This is a genomic window from Streptomyces sp. NPDC048696 (assembly GCF_043198895.1).
Lineage (GTDB): Bacteria > Actinomycetota > Actinomycetes > Streptomycetales > Streptomycetaceae > Streptomyces.
On record NZ_JBICVJ010000022.1, the window covers coordinates 74,582 to 99,601 of the forward strand.

The 25,020-nt window shown below is 71.1% G+C and carries 25 protein-coding genes; 11 read left to right on the forward strand and 14 right to left on the reverse strand.

Features of this window, described 5'->3' with window-relative positions:
• Positions 1 to 94 precede the first annotated feature (94 nt).
• Positions 95 to 1,366: a serine hydroxymethyltransferase gene (glyA, locus tag ACGFRG_RS32810; protein ID WP_361429624.1), complete on the reverse strand. Its 1,272-nt coding sequence runs from the start codon at positions 1,364 to 1,366 to the stop codon at positions 95 to 97.
• 258 nt (positions 1,367 to 1,624) lie between these two features.
• Here glyA and rocD point away from each other — a divergent pair, with 258 nt between their 5' ends.
• Positions 1,625 to 2,833, forward strand: a complete 1,209-nt coding sequence (gene rocD, locus ACGFRG_RS32815) for an ornithine--oxo-acid transaminase (protein ID WP_361429622.1) — start codon at positions 1,625 to 1,627, stop codon at positions 2,831 to 2,833.
• 360 nt (positions 2,834 to 3,193) lie between these two features.
• On the forward strand, positions 3,194 to 3,889 hold the full coding sequence (locus tag ACGFRG_RS32820) for a polysaccharide deacetylase family protein (RefSeq protein ID WP_393269858.1): 696 nt from the start codon (positions 3,194 to 3,196) through the stop codon (positions 3,887 to 3,889).
• 9 nt (positions 3,890 to 3,898) lie between these two features.
• Here the strand turns inward: ACGFRG_RS32820 and ACGFRG_RS32825 are convergent, their stop codons facing one another.
• Together ACGFRG_RS32825 and ACGFRG_RS32830 are read right to left on the reverse strand one after the other, a co-directional pair.
• Positions 3,899 to 5,089, reverse strand: coding sequence for a glutathionylspermidine synthase family protein (locus tag ACGFRG_RS32825; protein WP_361429618.1), 1,191 nt, complete (start codon positions 5,087 to 5,089; stop codon positions 3,899 to 3,901).
• Positions 5,090 to 5,092: 3 nt separating this feature from the next.
• Positions 5,093 to 5,404, reverse strand: a complete 312-nt coding sequence (locus tag ACGFRG_RS32830; protein WP_361429616.1) for a hypothetical protein — start codon at positions 5,402 to 5,404, stop codon at positions 5,093 to 5,095.
• Positions 5,405 to 5,524: 120 nt separating this feature from the next.
• On the opposite strand from ACGFRG_RS32830, the gene ACGFRG_RS32835 reads away from it, so the two are divergent.
• Complete coding sequence (locus tag ACGFRG_RS32835) at positions 5,525 to 6,379, forward strand: hypothetical protein (protein ID WP_393269907.1); 855 nt, start codon at positions 5,525 to 5,527, stop codon at positions 6,377 to 6,379.
• A 125-nt stretch (positions 6,380 to 6,504) separates the two neighbouring features.
• A complete protein-coding gene (locus tag ACGFRG_RS32840; RefSeq protein WP_361429614.1) occupies positions 6,505 to 7,335 on the forward strand; it encodes an alpha/beta fold hydrolase in 831 nt (276 codons plus the stop codon).
• Here ACGFRG_RS32840 and ACGFRG_RS32845 read toward each other — a convergent pair.
• Positions 7,332 to 8,816 (reverse strand): XRE family transcriptional regulator, encoded by a 1,485-nt coding sequence (locus ACGFRG_RS32845; RefSeq protein ID WP_393269863.1) that lies wholly within the window; start codon positions 8,814 to 8,816, stop codon positions 7,332 to 7,334. The two genes, ACGFRG_RS32840 and ACGFRG_RS32845, sit on opposite strands and share 4 nt — an antisense overlap.
• Before the next feature lie 307 nt (positions 8,817 to 9,123).
• Here ACGFRG_RS32845 and ACGFRG_RS32850 point away from each other — a divergent pair, with 307 nt between their 5' ends.
• The gene (locus ACGFRG_RS32850; RefSeq protein WP_361429610.1) at positions 9,124 to 9,312 is read left to right on the forward strand and encodes a hypothetical protein; all 189 of its coding nucleotides are present in this window, start codon (positions 9,124 to 9,126) and stop codon (positions 9,310 to 9,312) included.
• A 5-nt stretch (positions 9,313 to 9,317) separates the two neighbouring features.
• A complete protein-coding gene (locus tag ACGFRG_RS32855; RefSeq protein WP_393269867.1) occupies positions 9,318 to 9,536 on the forward strand; it encodes a hypothetical protein in 219 nt (72 codons plus the stop codon).
• A 126-nt stretch (positions 9,537 to 9,662) separates the two neighbouring features.
• On the opposite strand, the gene ACGFRG_RS32860 is transcribed toward ACGFRG_RS32855, so the two are convergent.
• Entirely contained in the window at positions 9,663 to 11,093 is a 1,431-nt protein-coding gene (locus ACGFRG_RS32860; RefSeq protein ID WP_393269870.1) for a PLP-dependent aminotransferase family protein, read from the reverse strand.
• An 81-nt stretch (positions 11,094 to 11,174) separates the two neighbouring features.
• Here ACGFRG_RS32860 and ACGFRG_RS32865 point away from each other — a divergent pair, with 81 nt between their 5' ends.
• From ACGFRG_RS32865 to ACGFRG_RS32875, 3 genes are read left to right on the forward strand one after another with little or no spacing between them, the layout of a single operon-like run.
• The gene (locus ACGFRG_RS32865; protein ID WP_361429604.1) at positions 11,175 to 11,681 is read left to right on the forward strand and encodes a carboxymuconolactone decarboxylase family protein; all 507 of its coding nucleotides are present in this window, start codon (positions 11,175 to 11,177) and stop codon (positions 11,679 to 11,681) included.
• Entirely contained in the window at positions 11,678 to 12,127 is a 450-nt protein-coding gene (locus tag ACGFRG_RS32870; protein ID WP_361429602.1) for a carboxymuconolactone decarboxylase family protein, read from the forward strand. The genes ACGFRG_RS32865 and ACGFRG_RS32870 overlap by 4 nt, the downstream gene beginning before the upstream one ends.
• A complete protein-coding gene (locus tag ACGFRG_RS32875; protein WP_393269874.1) occupies positions 12,115 to 12,846 on the forward strand; it encodes an isocitrate lyase/phosphoenolpyruvate mutase family protein in 732 nt (243 codons plus the stop codon). The genes ACGFRG_RS32870 and ACGFRG_RS32875 overlap by 13 nt, the downstream gene beginning before the upstream one ends.
• A 24-nt stretch (positions 12,847 to 12,870) precedes the next feature.
• Here ACGFRG_RS32875 and ACGFRG_RS32880 read toward each other — a convergent pair whose 3' ends face one another.
• From ACGFRG_RS32880 to ACGFRG_RS32910, 7 genes are all read right to left on the reverse strand, one after another.
• On the reverse strand, positions 12,871 to 13,917 hold the full coding sequence (locus ACGFRG_RS32880) for a hypothetical protein (RefSeq protein ID WP_393269877.1): 1,047 nt from the start codon (positions 13,915 to 13,917) through the stop codon (positions 12,871 to 12,873).
• 4 nt (positions 13,918 to 13,921) lie between these two features.
• Positions 13,922 to 14,305 (reverse strand): hypothetical protein, encoded by a 384-nt coding sequence (locus ACGFRG_RS32885; protein ID WP_361429596.1) that lies wholly within the window; start codon positions 14,303 to 14,305, stop codon positions 13,922 to 13,924.
• Positions 14,292 to 15,986: a hypothetical protein gene (locus ACGFRG_RS32890; RefSeq protein ID WP_393269880.1), complete on the reverse strand. Its 1,695-nt coding sequence runs from the start codon at positions 15,984 to 15,986 to the stop codon at positions 14,292 to 14,294. Before ACGFRG_RS32890 ends, ACGFRG_RS32885 begins: the two co-directional genes overlap by 14 nt.
• A gap of 243 nt (positions 15,987 to 16,229) precedes the next feature.
• Entirely contained in the window at positions 16,230 to 17,219 is a 990-nt protein-coding gene (locus ACGFRG_RS32895) for a malate dehydrogenase (RefSeq protein WP_361429592.1), read from the reverse strand.
• Positions 17,220 to 17,432: 213 nt separating this feature from the next.
• The gene (locus tag ACGFRG_RS32900; RefSeq protein ID WP_393269884.1) at positions 17,433 to 18,497 is read right to left on the reverse strand and encodes a DUF2690 domain-containing protein; all 1,065 of its coding nucleotides are present in this window, start codon (positions 18,495 to 18,497) and stop codon (positions 17,433 to 17,435) included.
• 359 nt (positions 18,498 to 18,856) lie between these two features.
• Entirely contained in the window at positions 18,857 to 19,585 is a 729-nt protein-coding gene (locus tag ACGFRG_RS32905; RefSeq protein WP_393269887.1) for a DUF3017 domain-containing protein, read from the reverse strand.
• 33 nt (positions 19,586 to 19,618) lie between these two features.
• A complete protein-coding gene (locus ACGFRG_RS32910) occupies positions 19,619 to 20,479 on the reverse strand; it encodes a bifunctional methylenetetrahydrofolate dehydrogenase/methenyltetrahydrofolate cyclohydrolase (protein WP_361429586.1) in 861 nt (286 codons plus the stop codon).
• A 205-nt stretch (positions 20,480 to 20,684) separates the two neighbouring features.
• On the opposite strand from ACGFRG_RS32910, the gene ACGFRG_RS32915 reads away from it, so the two are divergent.
• A complete protein-coding gene (locus ACGFRG_RS32915; RefSeq protein ID WP_361429584.1) occupies positions 20,685 to 21,305 on the forward strand; it encodes a hypothetical protein in 621 nt (206 codons plus the stop codon).
• A 216-nt stretch (positions 21,306 to 21,521) separates the two neighbouring features.
• On the opposite strand, the gene purH is transcribed toward ACGFRG_RS32915, so the two are convergent.
• Both purH and purN read right to left on the reverse strand, forming a co-directional pair.
• Positions 21,522 to 23,078 (reverse strand): bifunctional phosphoribosylaminoimidazolecarboxamide formyltransferase/IMP cyclohydrolase, encoded by a 1,557-nt coding sequence (gene purH / locus ACGFRG_RS32920; RefSeq protein WP_393269891.1) that lies wholly within the window; start codon positions 23,076 to 23,078, stop codon positions 21,522 to 21,524.
• Positions 23,075 to 23,710, reverse strand: coding sequence for a phosphoribosylglycinamide formyltransferase (gene purN, locus ACGFRG_RS32925; protein ID WP_361429580.1), 636 nt, complete (start codon positions 23,708 to 23,710; stop codon positions 23,075 to 23,077). The genes purH and purN overlap by 4 nt, the downstream gene beginning before the upstream one ends.
• Before the next feature lie 357 nt (positions 23,711 to 24,067).
• Here purN and ACGFRG_RS32930 point away from each other — a divergent pair, with 357 nt between their 5' ends.
• On the forward strand, positions 24,068 to 24,901 hold the full coding sequence (locus ACGFRG_RS32930; protein WP_393269895.1) for a hypothetical protein: 834 nt from the start codon (positions 24,068 to 24,070) through the stop codon (positions 24,899 to 24,901).
• Positions 24,902 to 25,020 lie beyond the last annotated feature (119 nt).

Sequence of the window (25,020 nt, forward strand, 5' to 3'; positions counted from 1 at the left end):
GGCAGGAATCCACGACCAGCCCGTACGCGCCTGATGAGACGAGGAACACAGTGGCGAGGTGCCGTCTCCGACGACGACACCTCGCCAGGTCCGGCTAGTCCGTCGGCAGGCCCGGCGCCGGGAACGCGGCCATCAGTTCGGCGACCTCCGCGCGGATCGCGGCGAGCGCGTCCTCGTCTGCGGTACGGGCCGCGGTGACGCCCCGGTCGATCCACTCGGCCACCGCCGCCATGTGCTCGACGCCCAGGCCCCGCGAGGTCAGCGAGGGGGTGCCGATCCGGATGCCCGAGGGGTCGAACGGCTTCCTCGGGTCGTACGGGACGGTGTTGTAGTTGACCACGATCCCGGCCCGGTCGAGCGCCTTGGCGGCGACCTTGCCCGGGACGTCCTTGGGGGTGAGGTCCATCAGGATCAGGTGGTTGTCGGTGCCGCCGGAGACCAGGTCGAAGCCGCGGGCGAGCAGCTGCTCGGCGAGCGCCCGGGCATTGCCGACGACGGCCTGCGCGTAGTCGCGGAACGAGGGCTGGGCCGCCTCGTGCAGGGCGACGGCGATCGCGGCGGTGGTCTGGTTGTGCGGGCCGCCCTGCAACCCCGGGAAGACCGCCTTGTCGATGGCCTTGGCGTGCTGCTCGCGGGACATCAGCATGGCGCCGCGCGGGCCGCGCAGGGTCTTGTGGGTGGTCGTGGAGATGACGTCGGCGTGCGGCACCGGGGACGGGTGCGCGCCGCCCGCGATCAGTCCCGCGATGTGCGCGACGTCGGCGACCAGGACCGCGCCGGACTCGCGGGCGATCTCGGCGAAGGCGGCGAAGTCGATGGTGCGCGGCAGGGCGGTGCCGCCACAGAAGATGATCTTCGGGCGCTCCTTGAGGGCGAGCTCGCGCACCTCGTCGAAGTCGATGAGCCCGCTGTCGTGGCGTACGCCGTACTGGACGCCCCGGAACCACTTGCCGGTGGCCGAGACGCCCCAGCCGTGGGTGAGGTGGCCGCCCATCGGCAGGGCCATGCCCATCACGGTGTCGCCGGGCTCGGCGAAGGCGAGGTAGACGGCGAGGTTGGCCGGGGAGCCGGAGTAGGGCTGGACGTTGGCGTGCTCGACGCCGAACAGCGCCTTGGCCCGCTCCACCGCCAGGGTCTCGACCAGGTCGATGTTCTGCTGGCCCTCGTAGTAGCGGCGGCCCGAGTAGCCCTCGCTGTACTTGTTCTGCAGCACCGTGCCCGAGGCTTCGAGCACCGCCTGCGAGACGTAGTTCTCGCTGGGGATCAGCCGCAGCGTGTCCGACTGCAACCGCTCCTCGGCGGCGACGAGCGCGGCGAGTTCGGGGTCGGTGGCCGAAAGGGCCGGGTGGGAAAGGGGCAGGCTCATGGCGTCCTCCGGGGTCCGTTCAATGGTCCCGGGTGCCCAGGCGGGCGGCACCTCGTGCGCTGGCGACGCACAGCTCCCCCGGGGTCGCTTCCCCGCTCGCCAGTCGCCGTACGCACCTCCCACACTAGCGGCCACGTCACGATTGGAGGTTTCTTCGTCCAGCATCCGAGCGACGATAGAAAACGACGATAGAAAAGGGGACCACCTCAGAAAAGGTGTCCACCCCTGCCCCACGCCGCACGATGAAACGGAGACCCCGTGTCTACAACATCGGACGCCATCCGCTCTGCCGAGGCTCACAGCGCGCACAACTACCATCCGTTGCCTGTCGTCGTCGCCTCGGCCGAAGGGGCGTGGATGACCGATGTCGAGGGCCGGCGGTTTCTCGACATGCTCGCCGGCTACTCGGCGCTCAACTTCGGCCACGGCAACCGACGCCTGATCGACGCCGCCAAGGCCCAGCTCGACAGAGTCACGCTGACCTCGCGGGCCTTCCACCACGACCGGTTCGCACAGTTCTGCGGTCAACTCGCCGAGCTGTGCGGCAAGGACATGGTGCTGCCCATGAACACCGGGGCGGAGGCGGTGGAGACGGCCGTCAAGACCGCCCGCAAGTGGGGCTACCGCGTCAAGGGCGTGCCGGACGGGATGGCGAAGATCGTGGTCGCCGCCAACAACTTCCACGGGCGCACCACCACGATCGTCAGCTTCTCGACCGACCCGGAGGCCCGCGCGGACTACGGCCCGTACACCCCGGGCTTCGAGATCGTCCCGTACGGCGATCTGACCGCGCTCGCGGCGGCCGTCACCGAGAACACGGTGGCGGTGCTGCTCGAACCGATCCAGGGCGAGGCCGGAGTGCTGGTGCCGCCCGCCGGATATCTGCCGGGCGTACGGGAGTTGACGCGCGAGCGGAACGTGCTGTTCATCGCGGACGAGATCCAGTCGGGCCTCGGCCGGACCGGGAAGACGTTCGCGTGCGAGCACGAGGACGTGGTGCCGGACCTGTACGTCCTGGGCAAGGCGCTCGGCGGCGGGGTCGTGCCGGTGTCGGCCGTGGTCGGCTCGGCCGACGTACTCGGCGTGTTCCAGCCCGGCGAGCACGGCTCGACCTTCGGCGGCAACCCGCTGGCCTGCGCGGTGGGCCTTGAGGTCATCGCGATGCTGCGGACCGGGGAGTACCAGCAGCGGGCGACGGAGCTCGGCGAGCACCTGCACCACGAGCTGGGGCTGCTCGCTCACACCGGCGCGGTGGAGGCGGTCCGGGGGCGGGGGCTGTGGGCCGGGGTGGACATCAACCCCGCGTACGGGACCGGGCGGCAGATCTCCGAGCGGTTGATGGACCGGGGTGTGCTGGTCAAGGACACCCACGGGTCGACTATTCGGATCGCGCCGCCGCTGGTGATCTCCAAGGAGGATCTGGACTGGGGGTTGGATCAGTTGCGGGCGGTCCTGGCGGGGGCCTAGGCGGGCTGTTCGACTGCGGGCCGACTTGGCCCCCCCCACCCCACCCCTTCCCTAAAGCCCTGGGCGGGCAGCCGGGTGGTTTGGCTGCGGGCCGGTGGGGGCTGAGCGCGCAGTTCCCCGCGCCCCTAAATACCCAGGGGCGCGGGGAACTGCGCGAGCAACCCAGCACGGTCCGCAGACAAAGCGGGGTGCAGGGGCGCAGCCCCGCTCGGGGTCCGGGGGCGCAGCCCCCGGCAAACCGCCTCCACCCTCACCCACCCCCGGAGGGTCAAGGGAAGGGGCGGGGTGGGGGGCGGCCCCCAACGGACTTCTCCCGCACGGGCGTTGACAATCGACATGGTCCAGACCAATGATGCCGCCATGCCGAGACCCCGCACCGCGCGCCCCGCACCGTCGGCCCGCGCAGCGTTCGCCCTGCTCGTGTCCCTCCTCGCCGTACTCTCCGTCGGCGGCCCCGCGCAGGCGGCGGACTGGCCCGAGCCCGTGCCCGTCGTGTCGCACGTCGACACCGCCGACCCGGTCGTCTTCATCACCCTCGACGACGGCTGGACCCACGACCCCGCGGCCCAGAAGCTCCTGCTCGACCGGCAGGTGCCCGCCTCGCTGTTCGTGCTGCCGGGGGCGTACGCGTACGATCCCGGCTACTTCCGCACCCTGCTCGACCACGGGCCCGCGCGGATGGAGAACCACACCGTCGACCACCCCGATCTGACCACGCTCGACGCGGCGGGCCAGCGCGCGCAGCTGTGCGGGGCGCGGGACCGGACGCTGGCGCGGTTCGGCGCCGAGCCGAGGCTCGTGCGGCCGCCGTTCGGCACGTACGACGACGTCACCCGGACGACGGCCCGGGCGTGCGGCGCCAAGGCGCTGGTGACCTGGACGTACGACTTCACGACCTGGGGCCAATGGACGCCGCCCACGCCGAAGTTGAAGGCCGGTGACATCGTGCTGCTGCACTTCAACGACACCGTGGCGAGCGACCTGACGCGGGCGCTGGCCGCCGCCGACGCGGCCGGGCTGCGGCCCGCGCCGCTGCGGGACTACATCCCGGAGTAGCCCGGGGCGCTACCGGATCACGTGCGGCAGGAACCTCGCGTATCCGTCCGTGACCAGGCCCGACGACTCGCGGATGCCCAGGCCCGCCGGCTCGTCCTCGACGACCCACGCGCCCAGCACCACCCGGTTCCCGTCGAAGTCCGGGAGCGGGGACAGGGCCTGGTAGCAGCGGGGTTCGTCGGGCGGGGCGCCGGGGGCATCCGGGGTGCCGGGGGCGTGGACGCTCACTCCGGCGCCCTCCCGGCCGAGCAGCGGCTTCGCGACGTAACCGCAGGTGTGGGCCAGCTCGCGCGGGCCGTCCAGGTACGCCGGGAGCAGGTTCGGGTGGCCGGGGAACAGCTCCCACAGGACCGCCAGCAGCGCCTTGTTGGAGAGCAGCATCTTCCAGGCGGGCTCGATCCAGCAGGTGGTGCCGGTGCCGCCGCCGTTGTCGAGGGTGGCGAGGACGTGCGGGCCGAACCGGTCCGAGGCCAGCCACTCCCACGGGTAGAGCTTGAAGCAGCCGCGGATGAAGCGGAGGCGGTCGTCGACGAACCGGCCGGTCAGGCCGTCCCAGCCGATCCGCTCCACCGACAGCGCCGCCGTCTCGATGCCCGCCTGCTCGGCCGTCTCGCGCAGATACGCGACGGTCATCAGGTCCTCGCCGAGTTCGTCGTCCTCGGAGTGGGCGAAGTGGAGCGGGCCGGGCGGAAGCAGCGGGGCCTGCCGCCGCCAGGCGGCGACCAGGCGTTCATGGAGCGAGTTCCACTGGTCGGCGCCGGGGAAGCGGTCCTCCATCCAGAACCACTGCGGGCTCGCGGCCTCGACCAGCGAGGTGGGGGTGTCGGCGTTGTACTCCAGCATCTTGGCCGGGCCGGTGCCGTCGTAGCGCAGGTCGAACCGCCCGTACAGGGAGGGCAGTTCGGCCCGGCGGTGCCAGGACTCGGCGACGCGCGCGACGAGCGCGGGGTCGGTGATCCCGAGATCGGCGAAACGATCCTGCTCCACCATGTGCGCGGCCGCCGCCAGACACATCCCGTGCAGCTCCTCGACGACCTCCTCCAGCGCCTCGACCTCGGGGAGCGTGAAGGAGTAGTACGCGCTCTCGTCCCAGTACGGGCGCAGCGAGTCGTCCGGGTAGCGGGTCAGGGGGTAGATCAGGCCCTGCGCCTCGACGATCTGCTGCCAGCCGGGGCGGGGCTCGATGCGGTGCCGCTCCATGGGTCAGCCGCCGCCGGAGCCGGAGTGACCGCCGATGCCGCCGCGCTCGACGCCGGAGCCGTGTCCGGACTCGTGCCCGGAGCCGGAGCCCGACCCCGACTTCCTGAACGAGCCGCCGCTGACCAGTCCGTTGCGGCTGGAACCGCCGTAGTAGTACGAGCCGTGGCCGCCGCTCCCGCACTCGTACGAAGGGAGTTCCTTGTGCGTGACGGGGTCGACGCAGCGGCGGTCGGGCTCGGAGGAGCAGGCGGCGAGGGCGGCGGCGAGCATGCCCATGCCGCCGAGCACCACGGTGGTGGACCGGAACCTGCGCATAAGCCTCTCCCCGTTGATTTCCATCTGCACACGTCTGGGACGTGATCCGGCCACACCCTAGTTCCCGGCCGGGGACGGGTGGCATCCGGCGTCCACTACAGTCCGTGCGTGCTCCTTGGGATGATCTGCGCGCTGGGTTCGGCGGTCTGCTACGGCACCGCGACGGTTCTTCAGGCCGTGGCGGCCAGGTCTGCGGCGGCGCCCGGCCCTGACACCGGCGGCTCCGGGGTCGACCCCGCGCTCCTGCTGCGGGCGGTGCGCCAGTGGCGCTACATCGTCGGGCTCGGGCTCGACGGGCTCGGGTTCGTCCTCCAGATCGTCGCCCTGCGGTCCGTGCCGATCTACGCGGTCGGGGCGGCGCTCGCGTCCTCCCTCGCGGTGACGGCGGTGGTCGCGGCCCGGGTGCTCGCGGTACGGCTGTCCGGTACGGAGTGGGCGGCCGTCGGGGTCGTCTGCGCGGGCCTCGGGATGCTCGGGCTCGCGTCCGGCTCCGAGGGCCATCGGGACGGACCCGCCGCGCTGCCCTGGGCGCTGCTCGCGGTCGCCGCGGCGATCCTGGTGGCGGGGGCGGTCGGGGGCCGACTGCCGGACCGGGCGCGGGCGTTGGTGCTCGGGCTCGGCGCGGGCTGCGGTTTCGGGGTGGTGGAGGTCGCGGTCCGCCTCATCGACTCGCTCGACCTCACCAACCCGGCGTTGTACGCGCTGCTGCTGGGCGGGGGCGCGGCGTTCCTGCTGCTGACGTCGGCGCTGCAGCGGGGTTCGGTGACGACGGCGACGGCCGGGATGGTTCTCGGCGAGACGATCGGGCCCGCGCTGGCGGGGGTGGTGTGGCTGGGCGACCACACGCGGGACGGGCTTGGGTGGCTGGCGGTGACGGGGTTCGCGGTGGCGGTGGTGGGGGCGCTGGCGCTGGCGCGCTTCGGCGAGGCCCCGGATTCGCCCCCCACCCGGTCCCTTCCCGAAGTGCCGAGGTAGGGGTTCTGGCGGACAGCTGCCGGTCAGGACAGAAGACTCTCGGTGCCGTCTGCGGGCCATTCCCGACACTTGAGGTGGGCGTCGAACGGGGCGCGCTCGGTTTGCGTCAGTACTAGGCTCGCGCCATGCCTACAGCTGACAGCGTGACACTTCGAACGCTTGATGGTCTGCACCTGGCTGGCACCCTCGTGAGCCCAGATACGCGCACCTCGCGCGGTGTCGTACTTGTGCATGGCGGTGGCGTCACCCGTGAAGAGGGCGGGTTCTTCACGCGATTGGCCGCAGGACTGGCTGATAGCGGTGCGGCGTCTCTCCGCTTCGACATGCGAGGCCACGGCGATAGTGAGGGCCGACAAGAAGAGCTGACGCTCGCCACGATCCTCAATGACATTCGTGTGGCCATCGCCTATCTGCGCAACGCCACGGCCGCACAGGAAATTACACTGTTGGGCGCCAGCTTCGGAGGCGGCATCTGCGCGTACTACTCCGCAAGGCGCCCGATGGACCTTTCGCGGCTAGTGCTGTTCAATCCCCAGTTGGACTACAAATGGCGGACCATCGATACGCGTTCCTATTGGGTGGATGATTCGATCAGCGAGGAAGCAGCACAGCAACTCACCGAACACGGATTTATTCAGTTTACACCGACACTACGACACGGACGGCCTCTACTCAATGAGGCGTTCTGGCTGCACCCATATGAAGTGCTCGGCGAGGTGCAGGCCCCGACACTTATCGTGCACGGCACCCGAGACACTTTTGTGCCCATCGACTCGTCGCGGTCCGCTGTACAGAATTTCCACGCCCCGTGTAAACTCATTGAGATTGAAGGGTCACAGCACGGTTTCGCCGTACATGATGATCCAAAATATCTAGACCCTCAGAGCCTGGAATGGCAGGCGTTCGTCATTCACGCCGTAACCGAGTGGCTGAATACAGACCCTTCGCAGGTCTAGGCCGTCTTGAGCATTTCACGGAATTCATGCACCTTGGGGCGACCGCGCCAGCGACTCAATGTTTGCGATACTTCACGCAATACTCGCATGGTGCGTTCGGACTTCATCGCGTGAGCCACCTCTGCCGAGGCGGAACCAATCCGGGCCGCCTCGTCCGGCTCGCCGCTCAGTGCCAAGGCTGCCGAACGCCGGGCATTGAAGAATCCAACGTCACGGCGGGAGAGTGTTCCGGCGGCAATGATTTTTCCGAACAAGTCAGCGGCGAGACTCGGCTTACCTGCCTCGGTGTAGCTCACTGCATTCCGGAGCAACAACGTGTGTTCGTTGAAATAGGTGCCAAGGTCGCTTGGTTCACTGTCGGCAGCGTGGGCCAGTAGTTCATGAGCCGTACCGAGTTTCTGCTCTACCAGCGAGAACGGTTCACCCATCATGGCGCACCCTAGCGCTTCCTGTTGCAGCAACTCCGATTGCACGCGCACCGGGAGTTGCCACCTCTCATGCTGTCCCGCTTGTGCCAGGGTCAAAATGCGCCCAGCATCCCCGTCGTCATACGCCATTTGGGATTTCTTCAGCAGCATATATCCCTGCATGGCAGGGTCGTTGGCTTCTTGCGCCCATTCCATGGCCCGGTCATACCAGAAAACAGCAATGGCGGGTTGCTGGATATCACGGAATAGCCATCCTGCAAACTCCGCACCGTCGGCACCAACCGACAGCAGCTCTCGCCGCACCCCGGGCTTCACATCGCGGGCTCTCTGCTCAATAGCACCCAACAGACCAAGAACTAGCGGTAGGGTTTTCCACGCACCCAGCGCACCATCATCATTCTTGGCCACTTCGAGCTGTTTGCGGAAATAATCAACCACCGGACCATCAAGGTAACGGTACGCATCTTCCAGCGCTGCGGCCACGTGTTGGATTTCTTCTAGGTCGACCCCTGCCATGTCGGCAGCGACGGCCCCTCCTTTGAGGAGGGTGCGACGACTAAGCAGGCTCTCAGCCTCGCGTTCCGCAGTCGGGGCGATTCTCCATGCGGAACTACCCTGGGCTGCCAATTGGTTGTGGAGACCAAGAATAGTGGCGGGTGCGTCATGCTGCGACTTCACCCCAAATTCGGTTACAGACCCGACGCTGGTGCAAGCGCCGGTGGTTCCGTCAATGCTTTCCGGGGAATCCTCCCACGACCTTCTCGGCAGACCCATCATTTCCCCGGGAATGCCGAATCCGTCAGCCACGCGTTCGATGACCTCGCGTCCCCGGATACCACGGACACCTCGAATGATGTCGCTGACGCGTGAGCTGGTCATCTTGCCGATGGCTGCCGCCATGGCCGCATGGCTTGAGCCGGTGCGCCGGTTCACGAGTCGGAAGATCTCTTGGAAGTCCCTTGCGACGCAGGCTTGTTGCATGGCGTCACTCTGTAGAAGCGCGTCGGGGATCGTCAGCGGATAACCGCTGCGCTGGGTCTCGCGTTCGTCCATGGACGCCACCTGGGAGGGACGGGAGTTGATTTTCTTCCAGAGTAGTCCCGGGCCGTGAGCGGGGTTCCCCGAACGCCTCGGAACGGGGTTCCCCAAAGTGTCTTGCGGGGTTCCCCGTTCGCTGTTCCCTGATACGTCCTGCCGGACTGAAGCTCTTCAGACGGCACTTCTCGCGTGCCGGACAGCACGTACCCCCGCGACGCTGCGAACGTCCGGGGGCGTGGCCACCAACCGCATGGAGGTTGACGACAGTGCTCAAAGCTACAACCAGGCTCATCCCCCTGCACCAACGAGCAGGGGGCACCGCATGACTGACACCGACGCCGCGCAGTGGGAGTACTCGACGTACGCACCCAAAGGCGAGGCGTGCCCCGCGTGCCTGAAGCCTGTCAAGAGCCTCGAACCCTGCCGCCGGGGCATGCTGGCCCGCCGGGACTCCTCTCCCGTCGTCGCGTACTGGCACATGGGCTGCGCTCAGAAGGAGGAGGGGCAGTGATCCCCATGGACCAGTACAAGAGCGCACTCGCGGAAGCAGAACACACGGCGGAACTGCTGCGAGCAGCACTGCAACGCGCAGGAATCCCCGAACATGAGGCCACGCAGGTACGCCCGCTCGTCACCAGTAAGGGACGTGCATACGTGGAAATCGGTGCGCTTCCGGTCGGCTCGGCGGTGAAGCTGCTGAACACGCTTCCCCCGGCATCGGAGACGACGGGATGACCCGCGCCATTCTCCGATTCGTGGACCGCACCATCAGGCGCGAGACGGTACACGGGGAACTGCGCGATCAGCCACAGACAACCCGCAGCCGAAACTCAACGCGCTCCAAAAACGCGCCGCCACCCGCTAAGGCAGCACCCGACACAGCGCGTCCAACGCCCCCGCCCAAGAGCTGTCGGCCGGTGCCGCGTACCCCACCACCAACGCGTCCCGCCCGGACGGGAGTTCGGGGTGGCGGAAGTGGGACAGGCCCTGGAGGGCCAGGCCCTGCCAGGCCGCGGCCTGGATCACCGCGCGCTCGGTGCCGGGCGGCAGCTCCAGCACCGCGTGCAGACCCGCCGCGATCCCGCTCACCCGCACCTCCGGCGCACGCGCCGCCAGCGCCGAGACCAGCTGATCCCGACGGCGCCGGTAGCGCAACCGCATCGACCGCACATGCCGGTCGTACGCCCCCGACGCGATGAACTCCGCCAGCGTCAGCTGCTCCAGCGCGCCGCACGACCAGTCGACGGCTCCCTTCGCCTCGGCCACCTCCCCCGCGAGCCGCTCCGGCAGCACCATCCACGCGAGTCGCAGGCCGGGGGCGAGGGACTTGCTGGCCGTGCCGAGGTAGACCACGTGCTCGGGGTCGAGGCCCTGGAGCGCCCCCACGGGCTGGCGGTCGTAGCGGAACTCGCCGTCGTAGTCGTCCTCCAGGATCAGCCCGCCCGTGCCCCGCGCCCAGTCCACCGCCGCCGAACGCCGCTCGGGCGGCAGCGCCACCCCCACCGGGAACTGGTGCGCGGGGGTCAGCAGCACCGCCCCCAAGCCCTTGTACGCCGAGGCCGAAGCCAACTCCTGTGTTCGCGTGCCCAGTTCGTCGAAGCCCAGCGCCGCCGCGCGCAGGCCCGCCCCGGACACCAGGTCGCGGTGCACGTCCAGGCCGTACGCCTCGACCCCGACCTCCCGTACCCGGCGCGCCCGCAGCACCCGGCCGAGCAGCATCAGGCCGTGCACGAACCCCGCGCAGACCACGATCCGCTCGGGGGCCGCGTACACCCCGCGCGCCCGCGCCAGATAGTCGGCAAGCACCGTGCGCAGCTCGACGCGGCCGCGCGGGTCGCCGTAGCCCAGGGCCTCGTTCGGCGCGGCCGTCAGCGCCCGCCGGGACGCCTTCAGCCACTCCGCGCGCGGAAAGGACGCCAGGTCGGGGGTGCCCGCGACCAGGCTGTACGTCGGCTTGCGGCGGGTGGCCGAGCGGGGCGCGGCCGCCTGCGGGCGCCGGGGCGCGGCCCGCTGGGCGACCCGGGTGCCGGAGCCCTGGCGGGCGGTGAGCCAGCCCTCGGCGACGAGTTCGGCGTACGCGTCGGCCACCGTGTTGCGGGCGACGCCCAGGTCGGCGGCGAGCGAGCGCGAGGAGGGCAGCCGGGTGCCGGGCGCGAGCCGTCCGGTGCGTACGGCCTCGCGCAGCGCGTCCATGAGACCGGCGCGCAGCCGCCCGCCGCCCATCTCCACATGGAGATCGACACCGAAGACTTCGGCCAGTGTTCCGGAAGAAGTGGCCCAGGATTCCGCCATGAAAATGGACCATACCTGTGTGACATGCCGCGCGTAGCGTCGGCTCCGTACGCGAATGGGACACGACGAACGGGATATCCGGTGAGCGAGACCAACGACAGCCAGCCCGCCTCCTACGCGGCCGAGCACACCCCCCGGCTGCACTGGGCCAAGGCCGCCCCCGAGGTCTACAAGGCCATGGTCAAGCTGGACGCGGCGGCCGGGCGGGGTGTCGACCCGGTGATCCACGAGCTGGTGAAGATCCGCGCCTCGCAGCTCAACCACTGCGCCTTCTGCCTGGACATGCACACCAAGGACGCGCTGGCGGCGGGCGAGTCGGTCGAGCGGATCGTGCAGCTCAACGCGTGGGAGGAGTCGCAGCACTTCTACACCGCCAAGGAGCTCGCTGCGATCGAGCTCACCGAGGCGATCACCGTGCTCACCGACGGCTTCGTGCCCGACGACGTGTACGCGCGCGCCGCCCGCCACTTCGACGAGACCGAGCTCGGCCACCTCATCGCCGCGATCACCGTGATCAACGCCTGGAACCGGTTCGGCGTCACCACCCGTATGGTCCCGGGCCACTACACCCCGGGGATGTACAAGTGACCGCGCGCGGCTGGCAGGTTCCGCAGGAGGTCTATGTGGCGCTCGCCGGGGTCAGCGCGGCCGCCAAGAAGGAGCTGGACCCGACGCTCGCGGAGCTGGTCATGGTCCGCGCCTCGCAGCTCAACCACTGCGCCTTCTGTCTCGACATGCATCTCGACCTCGCCCGCAGGCACGGCGAGACCGAGGGACGGCTCGATCTCGTCGCGGCCTGGCAGGAGGCCGGGGACCGCTTCACCGAGCGCGAGCGCGCGGCCCTCGCCCTCACCGAGGGCATAACGATCCTCACCGAGGGATACGTTCCCGACGACCTGTACGAGCAGGCGGCGAAGTACTTCGACGCGTCCGAACTCGCCCATCTCATCGCCGCGATCATCGCCATCAACAGCTGGAACCGGCTGATGGTGGCCCGCCGCACCGCACCCGGAGAGACCGAATGGCACAGCTGAACCCCACCGCCGCCTTCCGCGCCCTGCACCAGGGGCGCGCCTCCGGCGACCCGCTGATCCTGCCCGGGCCGTGGGACGCCGCCAGCGCCCGCGTCTTCGAGGAGGCGGGCTTCCCGGCGCTCGCCACGCCGAGCGCGGGGGTCGCCGCCTCGCTCGGGTACGCGGACGGCGAGACGCCCGGCGACGAGATGTTCGCGGCGATCACCCGGATCGTGCGGGCCGTCTCCGTACCGGTCTCGGCGGACGTCGAGCGCGGCTACGGCCTGTCCCCCAAGGAGCTGGTGGCCCGGCTCCTTGAGACCGGCGCGGTGGGCTGCAACCTGGAGGACTCCGAGGACGGCGCGCTCGTCGACCCGGCGCGTCACGCCGACTGGCTGGCGGAGGTGCGCGCGGAGGCCGGGGACCGGCTCTTCATCAACGCGCGCGTGGACACGTACATCATGGGCGTGCAGGACCTCGACGCGACCATCGCGCGGGCGCGCGCGTATGTGACGGCGGGCGCGGACGGCGTCTACCCGTACGGGGCGCCCGCCGATCACCTGCCGAAGATCGCGGCCGCCGTGCCGGCCCCGGTCAACCAGGTCGCCAAGACCGACGGCCCGACCCCGCGCCGCCTGGGCGAACTGGGCGCGGCCCGCGTCACGTTCGGACCGGGACTCCAGAGCCGCGCGATGAACGCGGTACGGGACATCGCCCAGCAGCTGCGCACCGGCGGCTGACCACCGCCCGGCCGGACGCCGCGCTCAGCTCGGTACGAACGTCCTGAGCGCCGCGTCCAGCACCGCCGTCTGCGCGGGCCAGTCGGCGACGGGCCCGGAGACCAGGACGGTGTACGGGACCCCGTTCGCGGCGACGAAGGCGCGGGCGACGCCCTGGACGCGTACGCCCGTACTGGGCCGGTCGAACGCGTAGACCAGCTCGGCCGCGTCGGTGCTCGTCACCCCGGTCGTCCGGCGCAGGCTGATCTCCTTGTAGCCGAGGTTCGCGGCGAGGTCGCCCGAGGTGACGGTGAGCGCGGCGTACGGGGTGATGCCCGGTTCCGTCAGCCGGTAGATCTGGAGCAGATACGCCTGGTCGGGCGGGCGGTACAGCGCGCTGCCGCGCTCCTCGGTGCGGCTCCAGCCGTCCCGTACGGCGACACTCCAGCCGAGGGGGTCGGCCACCCGGTGGTAGCCGCTCGGCACGGTGGTGCTCCCGGGCGGGGACACCGACGCGGACGAGCTGTCGGTGGGTTCGTCCGTCGAGGTCCCGCCGGTCGCGGTCCCGCCCGTCGGGGTCCCGCCCGTCGGGGTCCCGCCCGTCGAGCCGTCGGTGGGGTTGTCGGTCGGTGTGTCCGTGGACGGGGTGCTCGGGGTGTCCGTCGGCGTGCCCGTCGTGTCGTCCTGCGGCGAGGTCGGCGACGCCGAGGCCGACGAGACCGAGCCGGATCCCGAGCCGCCGTCCCTGCCCCACAGCGCCCAGCCGCCGACCGCACCGCCCGCGAGCACCACGGCCGCCACGGCCGCGACGACCAGCCGTTGCCGCCGCTGCCCGGCCGGGTCGACGGGGGCGTACGGCGAGTACACCGGCTCCCTCGGCAGCTCGTACCCGGCCTGCGTCTCCACCTCGTACGAAGGGGGCGCGTACGGCGTCGCGTGCGGCGGGCCAGGCTGACCCGGCGGGCCGAACGGCGGTGGGGCCGGGGGCGGCGGGGGCACGGGCGCGCTGTACCGGCGGGGCGGGGGCTCGCCCCGCTCCCAGCTCTGCGTCTCGTCGTTCCAGTGGGCGGGGCCACCGTATCGCTCGTTCATCGGCTCAGCCGCCCAGGAGCTCGGCGAGGGCGCGGCCGACCGTCGCCGCCGAGGTGAGCAGGCCGGTCAGACCCTCCGCCTCGGTGAGCGCGCGGCGCAGCCGGGCCAGTCTGCCCGGACCCGCCGCGCCCGTCGACGCGATCTCCTCCTCGGTGTCGGCCGCCGCCGCGTCCAGCGCCCGGGTGCGGTCGGTGGCGACCGCGCGGGCGAGATCGGCTCTCAACTCCCGCACCGCTTCCAGTAGTTCCGCCTGCGCCGGGTCGGCGGCCGGTACGCCGTGATGGCTGGTCACCGTGTTGTGGTCGCCGATGGCCATCGCGCCCACCACGCTGCCGATGCTGATCCCCCGCTGTTCGCCGTCCCGCTTGTGCCCGTCATCCGTCGCCACGGCCGCCTCCCGTTCCCGTTCTGGTCGTTCTGTTGACCACGGTGTTGCGGTCGCCGATGGCGATGGCGCCCTTCGCGGTCTCGATGAACGTGGCCCCCTCGGCGACGTTCACGATCTTCTGCACGAACTCGTCCGTCTCCCAGCCCGCCTCCTGGAGCGCGAGCCGTACGCCGTTGGCCACCCGGTCCTGAATGGACTTCAGATAGCGGCTGACGTCCATCTCCTGGAAGAGCGAGGCGTCGTTGTCGGAACCCATTTCGCGCACCGACCTGGCGGGCCCCTCCGGCAGCGCCCTGCCATAGCCGCCGGTGGCCAGGCGCCACAGCGAGACCGCGCCCCGGCACAGCGTGAGCACCGCGCGCCCGGCGGCGGCCGGGGCGTGCCCCATCGCCCAGACGGCCTTGCCGAAGTGGTTGTTGTGCCGGTAGCGGTGGGCGGAGAGGTCGACGTCCTGGTAGAGCCGGTTCACCGGGCGCAGCACATGCGGGGCGACCTCCAGCATCAGCATCCCGCCCTGGGTGTGGACCCGTACGAAGACCGTCGTGACGATCTCCTCGCCCCAGCCGCCGACCCGGATCCGCAGGAAGTGCCGCCGGGTCTCGCCGCCCTCCTCGATCGCGCGCGAGCGGTGCTCCTCGAACTGCCGGGTGGTGTACGGCGCGTCGGCGCGGGACGGCAGCCCTGTCACCGGCAGGAAGACGATCTCGTCGAGCTCCAGATCGCGCAGCCGGTCGCGGACCGCGGCCGCCAGCTCCGGCGAGCCGTGCGGAGACGGGACGCGCAGGGCCTCCAGGAGCGGGACGACGCGGCGCAGGATCGCGCTGTTGTCGAGCGGTTCCGGCTCCCGGTCCCGGCCGGGGCGCAGCTCGACGGAGAGGGACCACGGCTCGTACGGCTGTCCGGCGCCGCAGAACGGCCGGGTCACGCGGTAGAGCACCAGCGGCGCGTGCTGCTCGGCCCGGATGCGGCGGGCCAGGCGCTGGAAGCGCCGGCCGTCCGCCGCCTCGGCCGGGTCGGCCGCGACCTCGGGGAAGCGATGTCTGGAGAGCTCCTCGGTGAGCGATCTGGCGAACTGGCCGCGCTGCATGGCGACGGCCCACGCGAGCACCAGCGGCAGCACCAGGGCGCACCACGCCTGGAGGCGGTCGCCCCCGTATGACCGGCCGCCGAACGGGCCGGGCAGCCCCACGGTGTCCGCCGCACCGCCTTGCAGCGCGGGCCCCAACAGCAGCACCAGGGTCCCCAGATAGAACACCCACCCGATCCCGCGTACGTACCAGCCGGCGATCCTGCGGTACCACGCGGGCCGCTCCTGCGGGCCCCGGATCCAGCCCGCCACGGTGAACAGCGCGAACGCCGGCAGATAGAGCAGGATCAGCCACTGGGTGAGCGGCACCGCCACGATCCACAGCAGTACGATCGCGGCCGCCCAGCCGAGCTCAAGGCGCCGGGCGCGCAGCGCGTGGGCGAGCACGCGGGCCGCGTCGATGCCGAGCGAGGGGGCGGCGATGCGCTCCTCGTGGACGTACAGCTCGTCGATGACCGCGTCCCGGAACACCGCGTCCTGATAGGCGCCCGCGCACAGCAGGCGGGTGGCCTCGCTGGACCCCGGCGCCTTCGGGTCGACGGCCCCGCGAGGGCCGGACGCACCTGGCTGCCGGGGTGCGTAGGTCTGCGTCAACGGTCCCCCCCGATGAGCGAACTTCCGGCGTCCGCAGGCGAGTTGCCTGTGACGAAGGCCACAGCGTAGAGGAGGCCCGGGCTCCGTGTCGTACGCCAAAAAGACCACCCCCGGCAGCCTGGTGAGGCTGCCGGGGGTGGTGTTACCGCTGGGGGTGCGGGAGTCGGCTGAATCCGCGCTCGCGCACGCCGGTCAGATGAGACCGCGCTCGCGCACGGCGACGCTTATCAGATGAGCGCGGGCTCAGATGAGGCCGAGCTCGCGGACCGCGTCGCGCTCTTCCTTGAGCTCCTGCACCGACGCGTCGATGCGGGCGCGCGAGAAGTCGTTGATCTCCAGGCCCTGGACGATCTCGTACTTGCCGTCCTTGACGGTGACCGGGAAGGACGAGATGAGGCCCTCGGGGACGCCGTAGGAGCCGTCCGACGGGATGCCCATCGAGGTCCAGTCGCCCTCGGCGGTGCCGTTGACCCAGGTGTGCACGTGGTCGATGGCGGCGTTGGCGGCGGAGGCGGCCGACGAGGCGCCACGGGCCTCGATGATCGCGGCGCCGCGCTTGGCGACGGTCGGGATGAAGTCGTCGGCGAGCCACTGCTCGTCGTCGACCAGCTCGGCCGCGTTCTTGCCGCCGACCGTGGCGTGGAAGATGTCCGGGTACTGGGTGGCCGAGTGGTTGCCCCAGATCGTCAGACGCTGGATGTCCGAGACGGCCGCGCCGGTCTTCTTCGCCAGCTGCGAGATCGCGCGGTTGTGGTCCAGACGGGTCATCGCGGTGAACCGCTCGGCCGGTACGTCCGGAGCCGCGGCCTGCGCGATGAGCGCGTTGGTGTTGGCCGGGTTGCCGACGACGAGCACCTTGATGTCGTCCGCGGCGTTGTCGTTGATGGCCTTGCCCTGCGGCTTGAAGATGCCGCCGTTGGCGGAGAGCAGGTCGCCGCGCTCCATGCCCTTGGTGCGCGGGCGGGCGCCCACGAGGAGGGCCACGTTGGCGCCGGCGAACGCGACGTTCGGGTCGTCGGTGATGTCGATGCCGCGCAGCAGCGGGAAGGCGCAGTCGTCGAGCTCCATGGCGGTGCCCTCGGCGGCCTTCAGGCCCTGCGGGATCTCCAGGAGACGGAGCTTGACCGGCACGTCCGCGCCGAGCAGGTGACCGGAGGCGATACGGAAGAGCAGCGCGTAGCCGATCTGTCCGGCCGCGCCGGTGACGGTGACATTCACGGGAGTGCGGGTCATGGCGATCTCCGTTGAGAACAGCAGGTGGTGGGGGTTGTGCCCCTGGTTCCGGCTATCTCTTCACGTCAAGGTCCCGCTCGGGAATCGTCGTGATCCCGAACTGAATCTTGACGTGAAGAGATATCCAGCGGTCAGGCTATCCGACACCGGCCGCCGCCAACCCCCACCCCCCTGTGGGACGCCTCACCTCGTGTCCCATGCGTCCCGTACGGGTCACTGGGGAACGGTGCAGCCCTTCTTGCCGGACACGAGCGTGGCGCACGCCTTGGCCGCCGTCGGGCCGTCCACCGCGAGCATCTTGGTGTACGCCTCCTTGTCCGCGCCCACCGTCCCGCTGCCGCCCGCCGTGGTGGCCGTGCTGATCTGCACCTTGTCGCCGGGCACGCCCTGCTGGAGACGGGCCCAGGCGGCGCCGCAGGTCTGGCTGTAGCGGACCTGGACGAGGGTCGCGCCGACCTTCGCGGACGACACCGTCTTGGCGAACGCGCCGCCGCAGCCCATCACTTCGGGGTCCTGGCCGGTGCAGCCGCCCTTGGTGCACTTCACGCCCGCCGGGAGCGACGGCGTGACGGACGCGCTGGGCGTCGCCGTGGGCGTCGCGGCCGCCTTGTCGTCGCCGCTGCTCCCCAGATCGGTGAGCAGGAAGGCCGCCGCGATGACGAGCAGGGCGCCGACGACGCCCGCCGCGAACATCATCAGCCTGCGCCGCCCGCCGGTGCCGCCACCGGATGCGCCGGGGCCTTTGGGTCCACCGGGTCCGCCGCGTCCCCGGTCCGGGCCGCGCAGCGGTATGCCCTTGCCGCGTTCCGTGCCCGGCACGATCAAGGGCGGCGCGCCGAGACCGGCCGACGGGGACGCCGTCGGCAGCGACTCGGCGGGCCGCCGTTCCTGGGCGGCCGGAGCCATGGGAGACGTCTGCGGACCGCCGGGAACGGGGCCGAACTCACCGAGCGCCGCGCGCGCCTGGGAGATCCGGATCTGCTCCATCGTCATGTCGTGGCGCATCTCGGAACGGCTCCAGGCGCGCTCCGCGAGCTCCCACATGGTGGTCAGATGGATGGGGTTGGTGCCGGTCACCTCGGCGAGCGCGACGATCGCCCCCTTGGGCGCGAGCAGTCGGCCGCCCAGATACCTCTCCCACGAGGTCTTGCTGTAGCCGGTGCGGTCGGCGACCGCGGCGAGGCTGAGTCCGCTGCGGTCCACGAGTCTGCGCAGCTGACTCGCGAACTCCCGTACCTGCGGGTCCAGTTCCTCCGGCAACGCCTTCCAACGCGGCATGTGCTCCCCCTGTCCCCCCATACGTACCCGATGTACCCCCGAGGCCCGATGCGGCCCCCGCCGCGCCCTTGGCCCCTGTTCCGCCCCCATCCTCCCATCGGCGGGAGGTGCCGTCACCCACGCCCTGAGTGCGTCTGGGGCGGCTGTTGCGGGACGTACACACAGTTGCGGAACGGTCACCTCCGCGCCACAGGCCACGGGCTTCCCTTGTAGCGGGTTGGCGGGTGCATGACGCTTATCTCCACGGGGGACAGACGGCGCCCGTCTTCCCACGGGGGAGAGGACGGGCGCCGTTCTGTTTTACGTGTGTACGCGGGGCGGGTACGGGATGTTCAAGGACCCGGCTGTTCGCGCGCGCCTCAGCGCACGGTGAAGCGGACCGCGTCCTCCAGGAACGGGATGTCCAGCCACGGCTTCGGCTGCGCCACCAGGGCGAGCAGCACGATCACGGTGCCGAGCACGCCGTACGTGGTGATGTCGGTGAACCGGGACCGGACCGCCAGCATGCCCACCGACGGCAGGATCCAGCGCAGCACCGCGCCCGCGAGCAGCGCCAGGCCGATGATGATCAGGCCGACGCGGAACAGGTCCACGGAGACCAGCAGCAGCCCGAGCCCGACCGACCCGAGCACGGCGAGCAGCGGCCACTGCCGCGCGGGCGCGGGCGACGCCCCGGAGGCCGCCCGCCCGCCCCCCTCCGGGCGCGCGGTGTCCCGCGTGATGGAAGGGAACCGCCGCGAGACCTTGCGCGGCGCGGGCGCGGCGGCGGCGGTGCCGTTCACCGAGGGCTGGACCCCGTTGACGGACGGCTTGGCGCCGTTGGCCGACGCCTTGACCCCGTTCACGGACGGCTTGGCGCCGTTCGCGGACGACGCGGCGCCGTTCACCGACGCCCTGCCCCCCGTCACGGACGACGCTGCACCGTTCGCCGACGCCCTGCCCCCCGTCATGGACGGCTCGGCGCCGTTCGGTGACGGCTCCGGGCCCGTCGTGGTGCTGCTCGGGGGCGGCTGGGCGCCGTTCGTCGGCGGGTGGGCGCGGTCGTCCGCGCCGGCCCCGCCGTCCCCCGTACTCATCTCGGCGTCCATGCCTCGTGTTCCTTCCGTCCGGCTCGCGGCGGCTCAGCCGGCGGCGGCGTTGCGCTCTGCCGCCTCGACGACGTTGACCAGCAGCTGGGCGCGGGTCATCGGGCCGACGCCGCCCGGGTTGGGGGAGATCCAGCCGGCCACCTCGGTGACACCGGGGTGCACATCGCCGAGGATCTTGCCGTTCTCGTCCCGGCTGACGCCGACGTCGAGGACGGCCGCACCGGGCTTGACGTCCTCGGGCTTGACCAGGTGCGGCACACCGGCGGCGGCCACGATGATGTCGGCCCGGCGCAGGTGCCAGGCCAGGTCGCGGGTGCCGGTGTGGCACTGCGTCACCGTCGCGTTCTCCGAGCGGCGGGTCAGCAGCAGCGGCATCGGGCGCCCGATGGTGACGCCACGGCCGATCACCACGACCTCGGCCCCGTTGATCTCCACGCCGTGCTTGCGCAGCAGCTGGATGATCCCGTACGGGGTGCACGGCAGCGGGCCCGGCTCGTTGAGCACCAGCCGGCCGAGGTTGGTCGGGTGCAGCCCGTCCGCGTCCTTGGCCGGGTCCATCAGCGTCAGGATCCGGTTCTCGTCGATGCCCTTGGGCAGCGGGAGTTGGACGATGTAGCCGGTGCACTCCGGGTCCTCGTTGAGCTCCCGTACGACCGCCTCGATCTCCTCCTGCGTGGCGGTGGCGGGCAGTTCGCGCTGGATGGAGGCGATGCCGACCTCGGCGCAGTCGCGGTGCTTGCCCGCCACGTACTTCTGGCTGGCGGCGTCCTCACCGACCAGCACCGTGCCGAGACCGGGGTGGATTCCCCTCTCCTTGAGGGCCGCCACGCGGACGGCCAGATCGGACTTGATCGCTGCGGCGGTGGCCTTGCCATCGAGAATCTGGGCGGTCATGTTTCCCATTCTTCCAGGGCGACTGATGATCGCCCAAGTTGCACTCGCACAACACATCCAGCATCCGGCTGGACAAACTTATGTCTTGTTTAGAACGATGATCCGAGCAGTACCGCGGGCAGTGCCGGGGGGCGAACCGCTCACAGACCAGCTTTCCTCCGCTCGGGCCGCGACGTCCCCGCACGAACAACGGAGGAATCCCGCCATGAGCTTCGGCGACCCGAACAACCCGTACGGCCAGGCGCCGCCGCCCCCGCAGGCGCCCCCGGCCGGCTACGGCTACCCGGCGGCCCCGCCTCCGCAGCAGCCGTACGGCTACCCGCAGCAGCCCGCGTACCCGGGCTACCCCGGCGGCGTCGTCATGCCGCCGCAGATGCCGGGCCTGATGCAGACCGCCCGCGTCTTCCTGTTCATCGTGGCGGCCGTCCAGGCGCTCGGCGGCATCGGCATCCTGTTCGTCGCGGCCGCGGCCAACGACGTGTCGAACAAGTCGGACGACACCTTCGGCAGCACGCCCTTCGGTGACATAGGGCACGCCGCCGCCGGCATCCTCTTCGTGTTCGCCATCTTCTTCCTCGGCCTCACCGCGCTGTCGATCACACTCGGTGTGCGGCTCTCCAAGGGTGGCCAGGGCGTCCGTATCACGACGATGGTCTACGGCATCCTGGGCGCGATCGTCGGCCTGCTCGCCCTGATCGGCGCCGCGAACGGCCACTCCTCGGGCGCGCTGATCTGGGCGATCCTGTGGATGACCTTCGGCGGCATCATGGCGGCCGCCATGATGACCCGGGACGGCGCGGCCTGGTTCAACCGCCCGCGTTACTGACCCACTTGGCAAAGGGCCGCACCCCGCACGGGGTGCGGCCTTTCGCATGTTCTGAGGCAGTAACCGACGTTCCCCAGCGCCGCTAAGGGGCGCGGGGCTGCGTCATTGTGCGGCTCCGCCGCGATGGGGGTCCCCCCTGTTCGAGCGGAGCCGAGAACTTGGGGGAGCGGCCAGCCACCAACGGTCCGCAGCCGAAGACCCACCAGAGCACTCCACTCAGTGGAAGAAGTGCCGCGTCCCGGTGAAGTACATCGTGACGCCCGCCTTCGTCGCGGCCTCGACGACAAGCTCGTCCCGCACGGAGCCACCCGGCTGGACGACGGCCTTGACGCCCGCGGCGGTCAGGATCTCCAGCCCGTCCGGGAACGGGAAGAACGCGTCGGACGCGGCGTAGGAGCCACGCGCGCGCTCCTCACCGGCCCGCTCCACCGCCAGCTTCGCGGAGTCGACCCGGTTGACCTGCCCCATCCCGACGCCGACCGACGCCCCGTCCTTGGCCAGCAGAATCGCGTTGGACTTCACGGCCCGGCACGCCTTCCAGGCGAACGCGAGCTCGGCCAACTCGGCAGGCGACAGCGCCTCTCCGGTCGCCAGCGTCCAGTTCGCCGGGTCGTCGCCCTCGGCCTGGAACATGTCCGTCTGCTGGAGCACGGCGCCGCCGGAGACCGGCTTGATGTCACCGGGCTGGTGCGGGGTGCCGTCGACCTTCAGTACGCGGATGTTCTTCTTGCGCGCCAGGACCTCGACCGCGCCGTCCTCGTACGCCGGAGCCGCGATCACCTCCGTGAAGATCTCCGCGACCTGCTCGGCCAGCTCGACCGTCACCGGGCGGTTGACGGCGATGACGCCGCCGAACGCGGAGAGCGGGTCGCAGGCGTGCGCCTTGCGGTGCGCCTCGGCGAGGTCCGCGCCGATCGCGATGCCGCACGGGTTGGCGTGCTTGATGATCGCGACACAGGGCTCGTCGTGGTCGTAGGCGGCGCGCCGGGCGGCCTCGGTGTCCACGTAGTTGTTGAAGGACATCTCCTTGCCGTGCAGCTGCTCGGCGTTGGCGATGCCGCCCGGCTGGCCGTCCGTGTACAGCGCGGCGGCCTGGTGCGGGTTCTCGCCGTAGCGCAGGGTCGACTTGCGCTCCCAGGTCCCGCCGAGGAACGGCGGCAGTACGGCGCCGTCCTCGGGCGCGTACACATTGGTCATCCAGGAGGCGACGGCCACGTCGTACGCGGCCGTGTGCTGAAACGCTTCGGCGGCCAGGTGCTTACGGGCGTCCAGGTCGAACCCGCCGTTCTTGACCGCCGCGAGCACGTCCGCGTACCGCTCGGGGCTGGTGACGACGGCCACCGACGGGTGGTTCTTGGCGGCGGCGCGGACCATCGACGGGCCGCCGATGTCGATCTGCTCGACGCACTCGTCGGGGGACGCGCCCGAGGCGACGGTCTCCTTGAACGGGTACAGGTTCACGACCACCAGCTGGAACGGCTCGACGCCGAGCTCCGCCAGCTGCTCGCGGTGCGAGTCCAGGCGCAGATCGGCGAGGATCCCGGCGTGCACACGCGGGTGCAGCGTCTTGACCCGGCCGTCCAGGCACTCGGGGAAGCCGGTCAGCTCCTCGACCTTGGTGACGGGCACGCCCGCGGCCGCGATGCGCGCGGCCGTCGACCCGGTGGAGACCAGCTCGACGCCCGCCTCGTGCAGCCCGCGCGCCAGCTCCTCCAGTCCGCTCTTGTCGTAGACACTGACCAGCGCGCGACGGATCTCCCGCTTGCTACTCACGGCAACAGAACCTTTCGTCCCTCAATGCGATAGCCGTCGCGGGCCAGCCGCCCCACGACGTCGACGAGCAGCCTTCGCTCGACTTCCTTGATGCGCTCGTGGAGCGCTTCCTCCGTGTCGTCCGCCCGGATCTCGACCACGCCCTGGGCGATGATCGGTCCGGTGTCGACGCCGTCGTCGACGAAGTGGACGGTGCATCCGGTCACCTTGGCGCCGTACGCGAGCGCGTCACGGACGCCGTGGGCGCCGGGAAAACTGGGCAGCAGGGCGGGGTGCGTATTGACCACCCGCCCGCCGAACCGGGCGAGGAATTCCTTGCCCACGATCTTCATGAACCCCGCCGAGACGACGAGGTCGGGCTCGTACGCGGCGGTGGCCTCGGCCAGCGCGCGGTCCCACGCGTCGCGGGTGGGATGGTCCTTCACCCGGCAGACGAAGGTGGGGAGCCCGGCGCGCTCGGCCCGCTCCAGACCGGCGATGCCGTCGCGGTCGGCGCCCACGGCCACGATCCGCGCGCCGTAGCCGTCCGGATCGGCCTCGATGGCGTCGAGGAGGGCCTGCAGATTCGTACCGGACCCGGAGACCAGCACGACAAGGCGGGCCGGAGCGGCGGAAGGGGACGGGGAGGCCACGGCTGGGCCCTTTCTCGCGGTGCGGGGTGAGGCGTGGTGGTGCGTGCTGAGGCGTGGGTGTGGCTCGGTGGTGCGGGTGGGGTGGGCGATGCGCGGTGCGCGGCCCACCTTTGTATGGTCGTACGAACGAGTCGCACCCCTCGATACGGGGAACCCTACGAATGCGCCGACCGTCAGCAACGATACCGGCACACCGAACCGCCCCCACGGGACGGGGGCAGGCCCGGCAGGTAGCGTCTGGGGAGGCGCCGTCCGAGGACGGCACCGCGACGACGACAAGAGCCGTACGTGACGAGCAGTACGGACTCGACGAATGCGACCCCCTGGCCCGGGGTCCGAGGGGAAGACGTTCACCAGATGCCGGACCGACGCGACCAGCCGTTCGCAGAACGCCAGTCCCCCGCGACGACGGATTCGACGGACCCGAATGCGCCGAAGAACCCGGATCCGTCGGGGGACGGCAAGCCGCGCGGCGGGACTTCGGGGGACGCGCCCGCCGACGACAATCCGTTCGCGCCGCCGCCGGAGGGCCGCCCGGACCAGCCCTGGCGCCCGCGCCACCCCTCCGGCTCGTCCCCGCAGGGCGACTCGCCGTGGGGGCCCGGGACCCCGCCGCCGGACTCCTCGCAGTGGGGCAGCCAGTGGAGCAGCCGTCAGCCGGGCCCCGGCAAGGGCGGCTTCGGCAACCGCCCCGACGACCCGGAGCGCGGCCCCGGCCAGAAGCTCCCGCAGGGCCAGGTCCCGCGCTGGGACCCGACCGACCCGGCCCAGCGCCGGGCGCGCTACGCGCTGCTCGCGGGCATGTGGGCGTTCTTCTTCGCCCTGTTCGACATGATGGAGATCTCACTGCTGCTCGGCTCGCTGGCCCTGTACTGGGCGATCAGCTCGCTGCGCGCCAAGCCGGGGCCCGCTCAGAGCGCGGCGGCTCAGAACGCGGCGGCCCGGCCGGGCTCGCCCGCGACCCCGCCGCCTCCGCCGGCCCCGCCCGGCAGGCAGCAGACGACGGCGGCGGTGACGGGGCTGGTGACGGCGATCCTGTCGCTGTCGATCGTGGCGGCGACGTTCACGATGCAGATCGTGTACCGCGACTACTACACGTGCGTGGACGACGCTCTGACCAAGACGGGGTCGCTGTCCTGCAATGACTTGCTGCCGAAGCCGTTGCGGCCGTTGTTCGGGGTGAAGGAGTAGAGCCGGGGGGGGGGGGGGGGGGGGGGGGGGGGGGGGGGGGGGGGGGGGGGGGGGGGGGGGGGGGGGCCGCGGGCCCCCCCCCCCCCCCCCCCCCCCCCCCGCCGCGCGGGCGCGGCGGG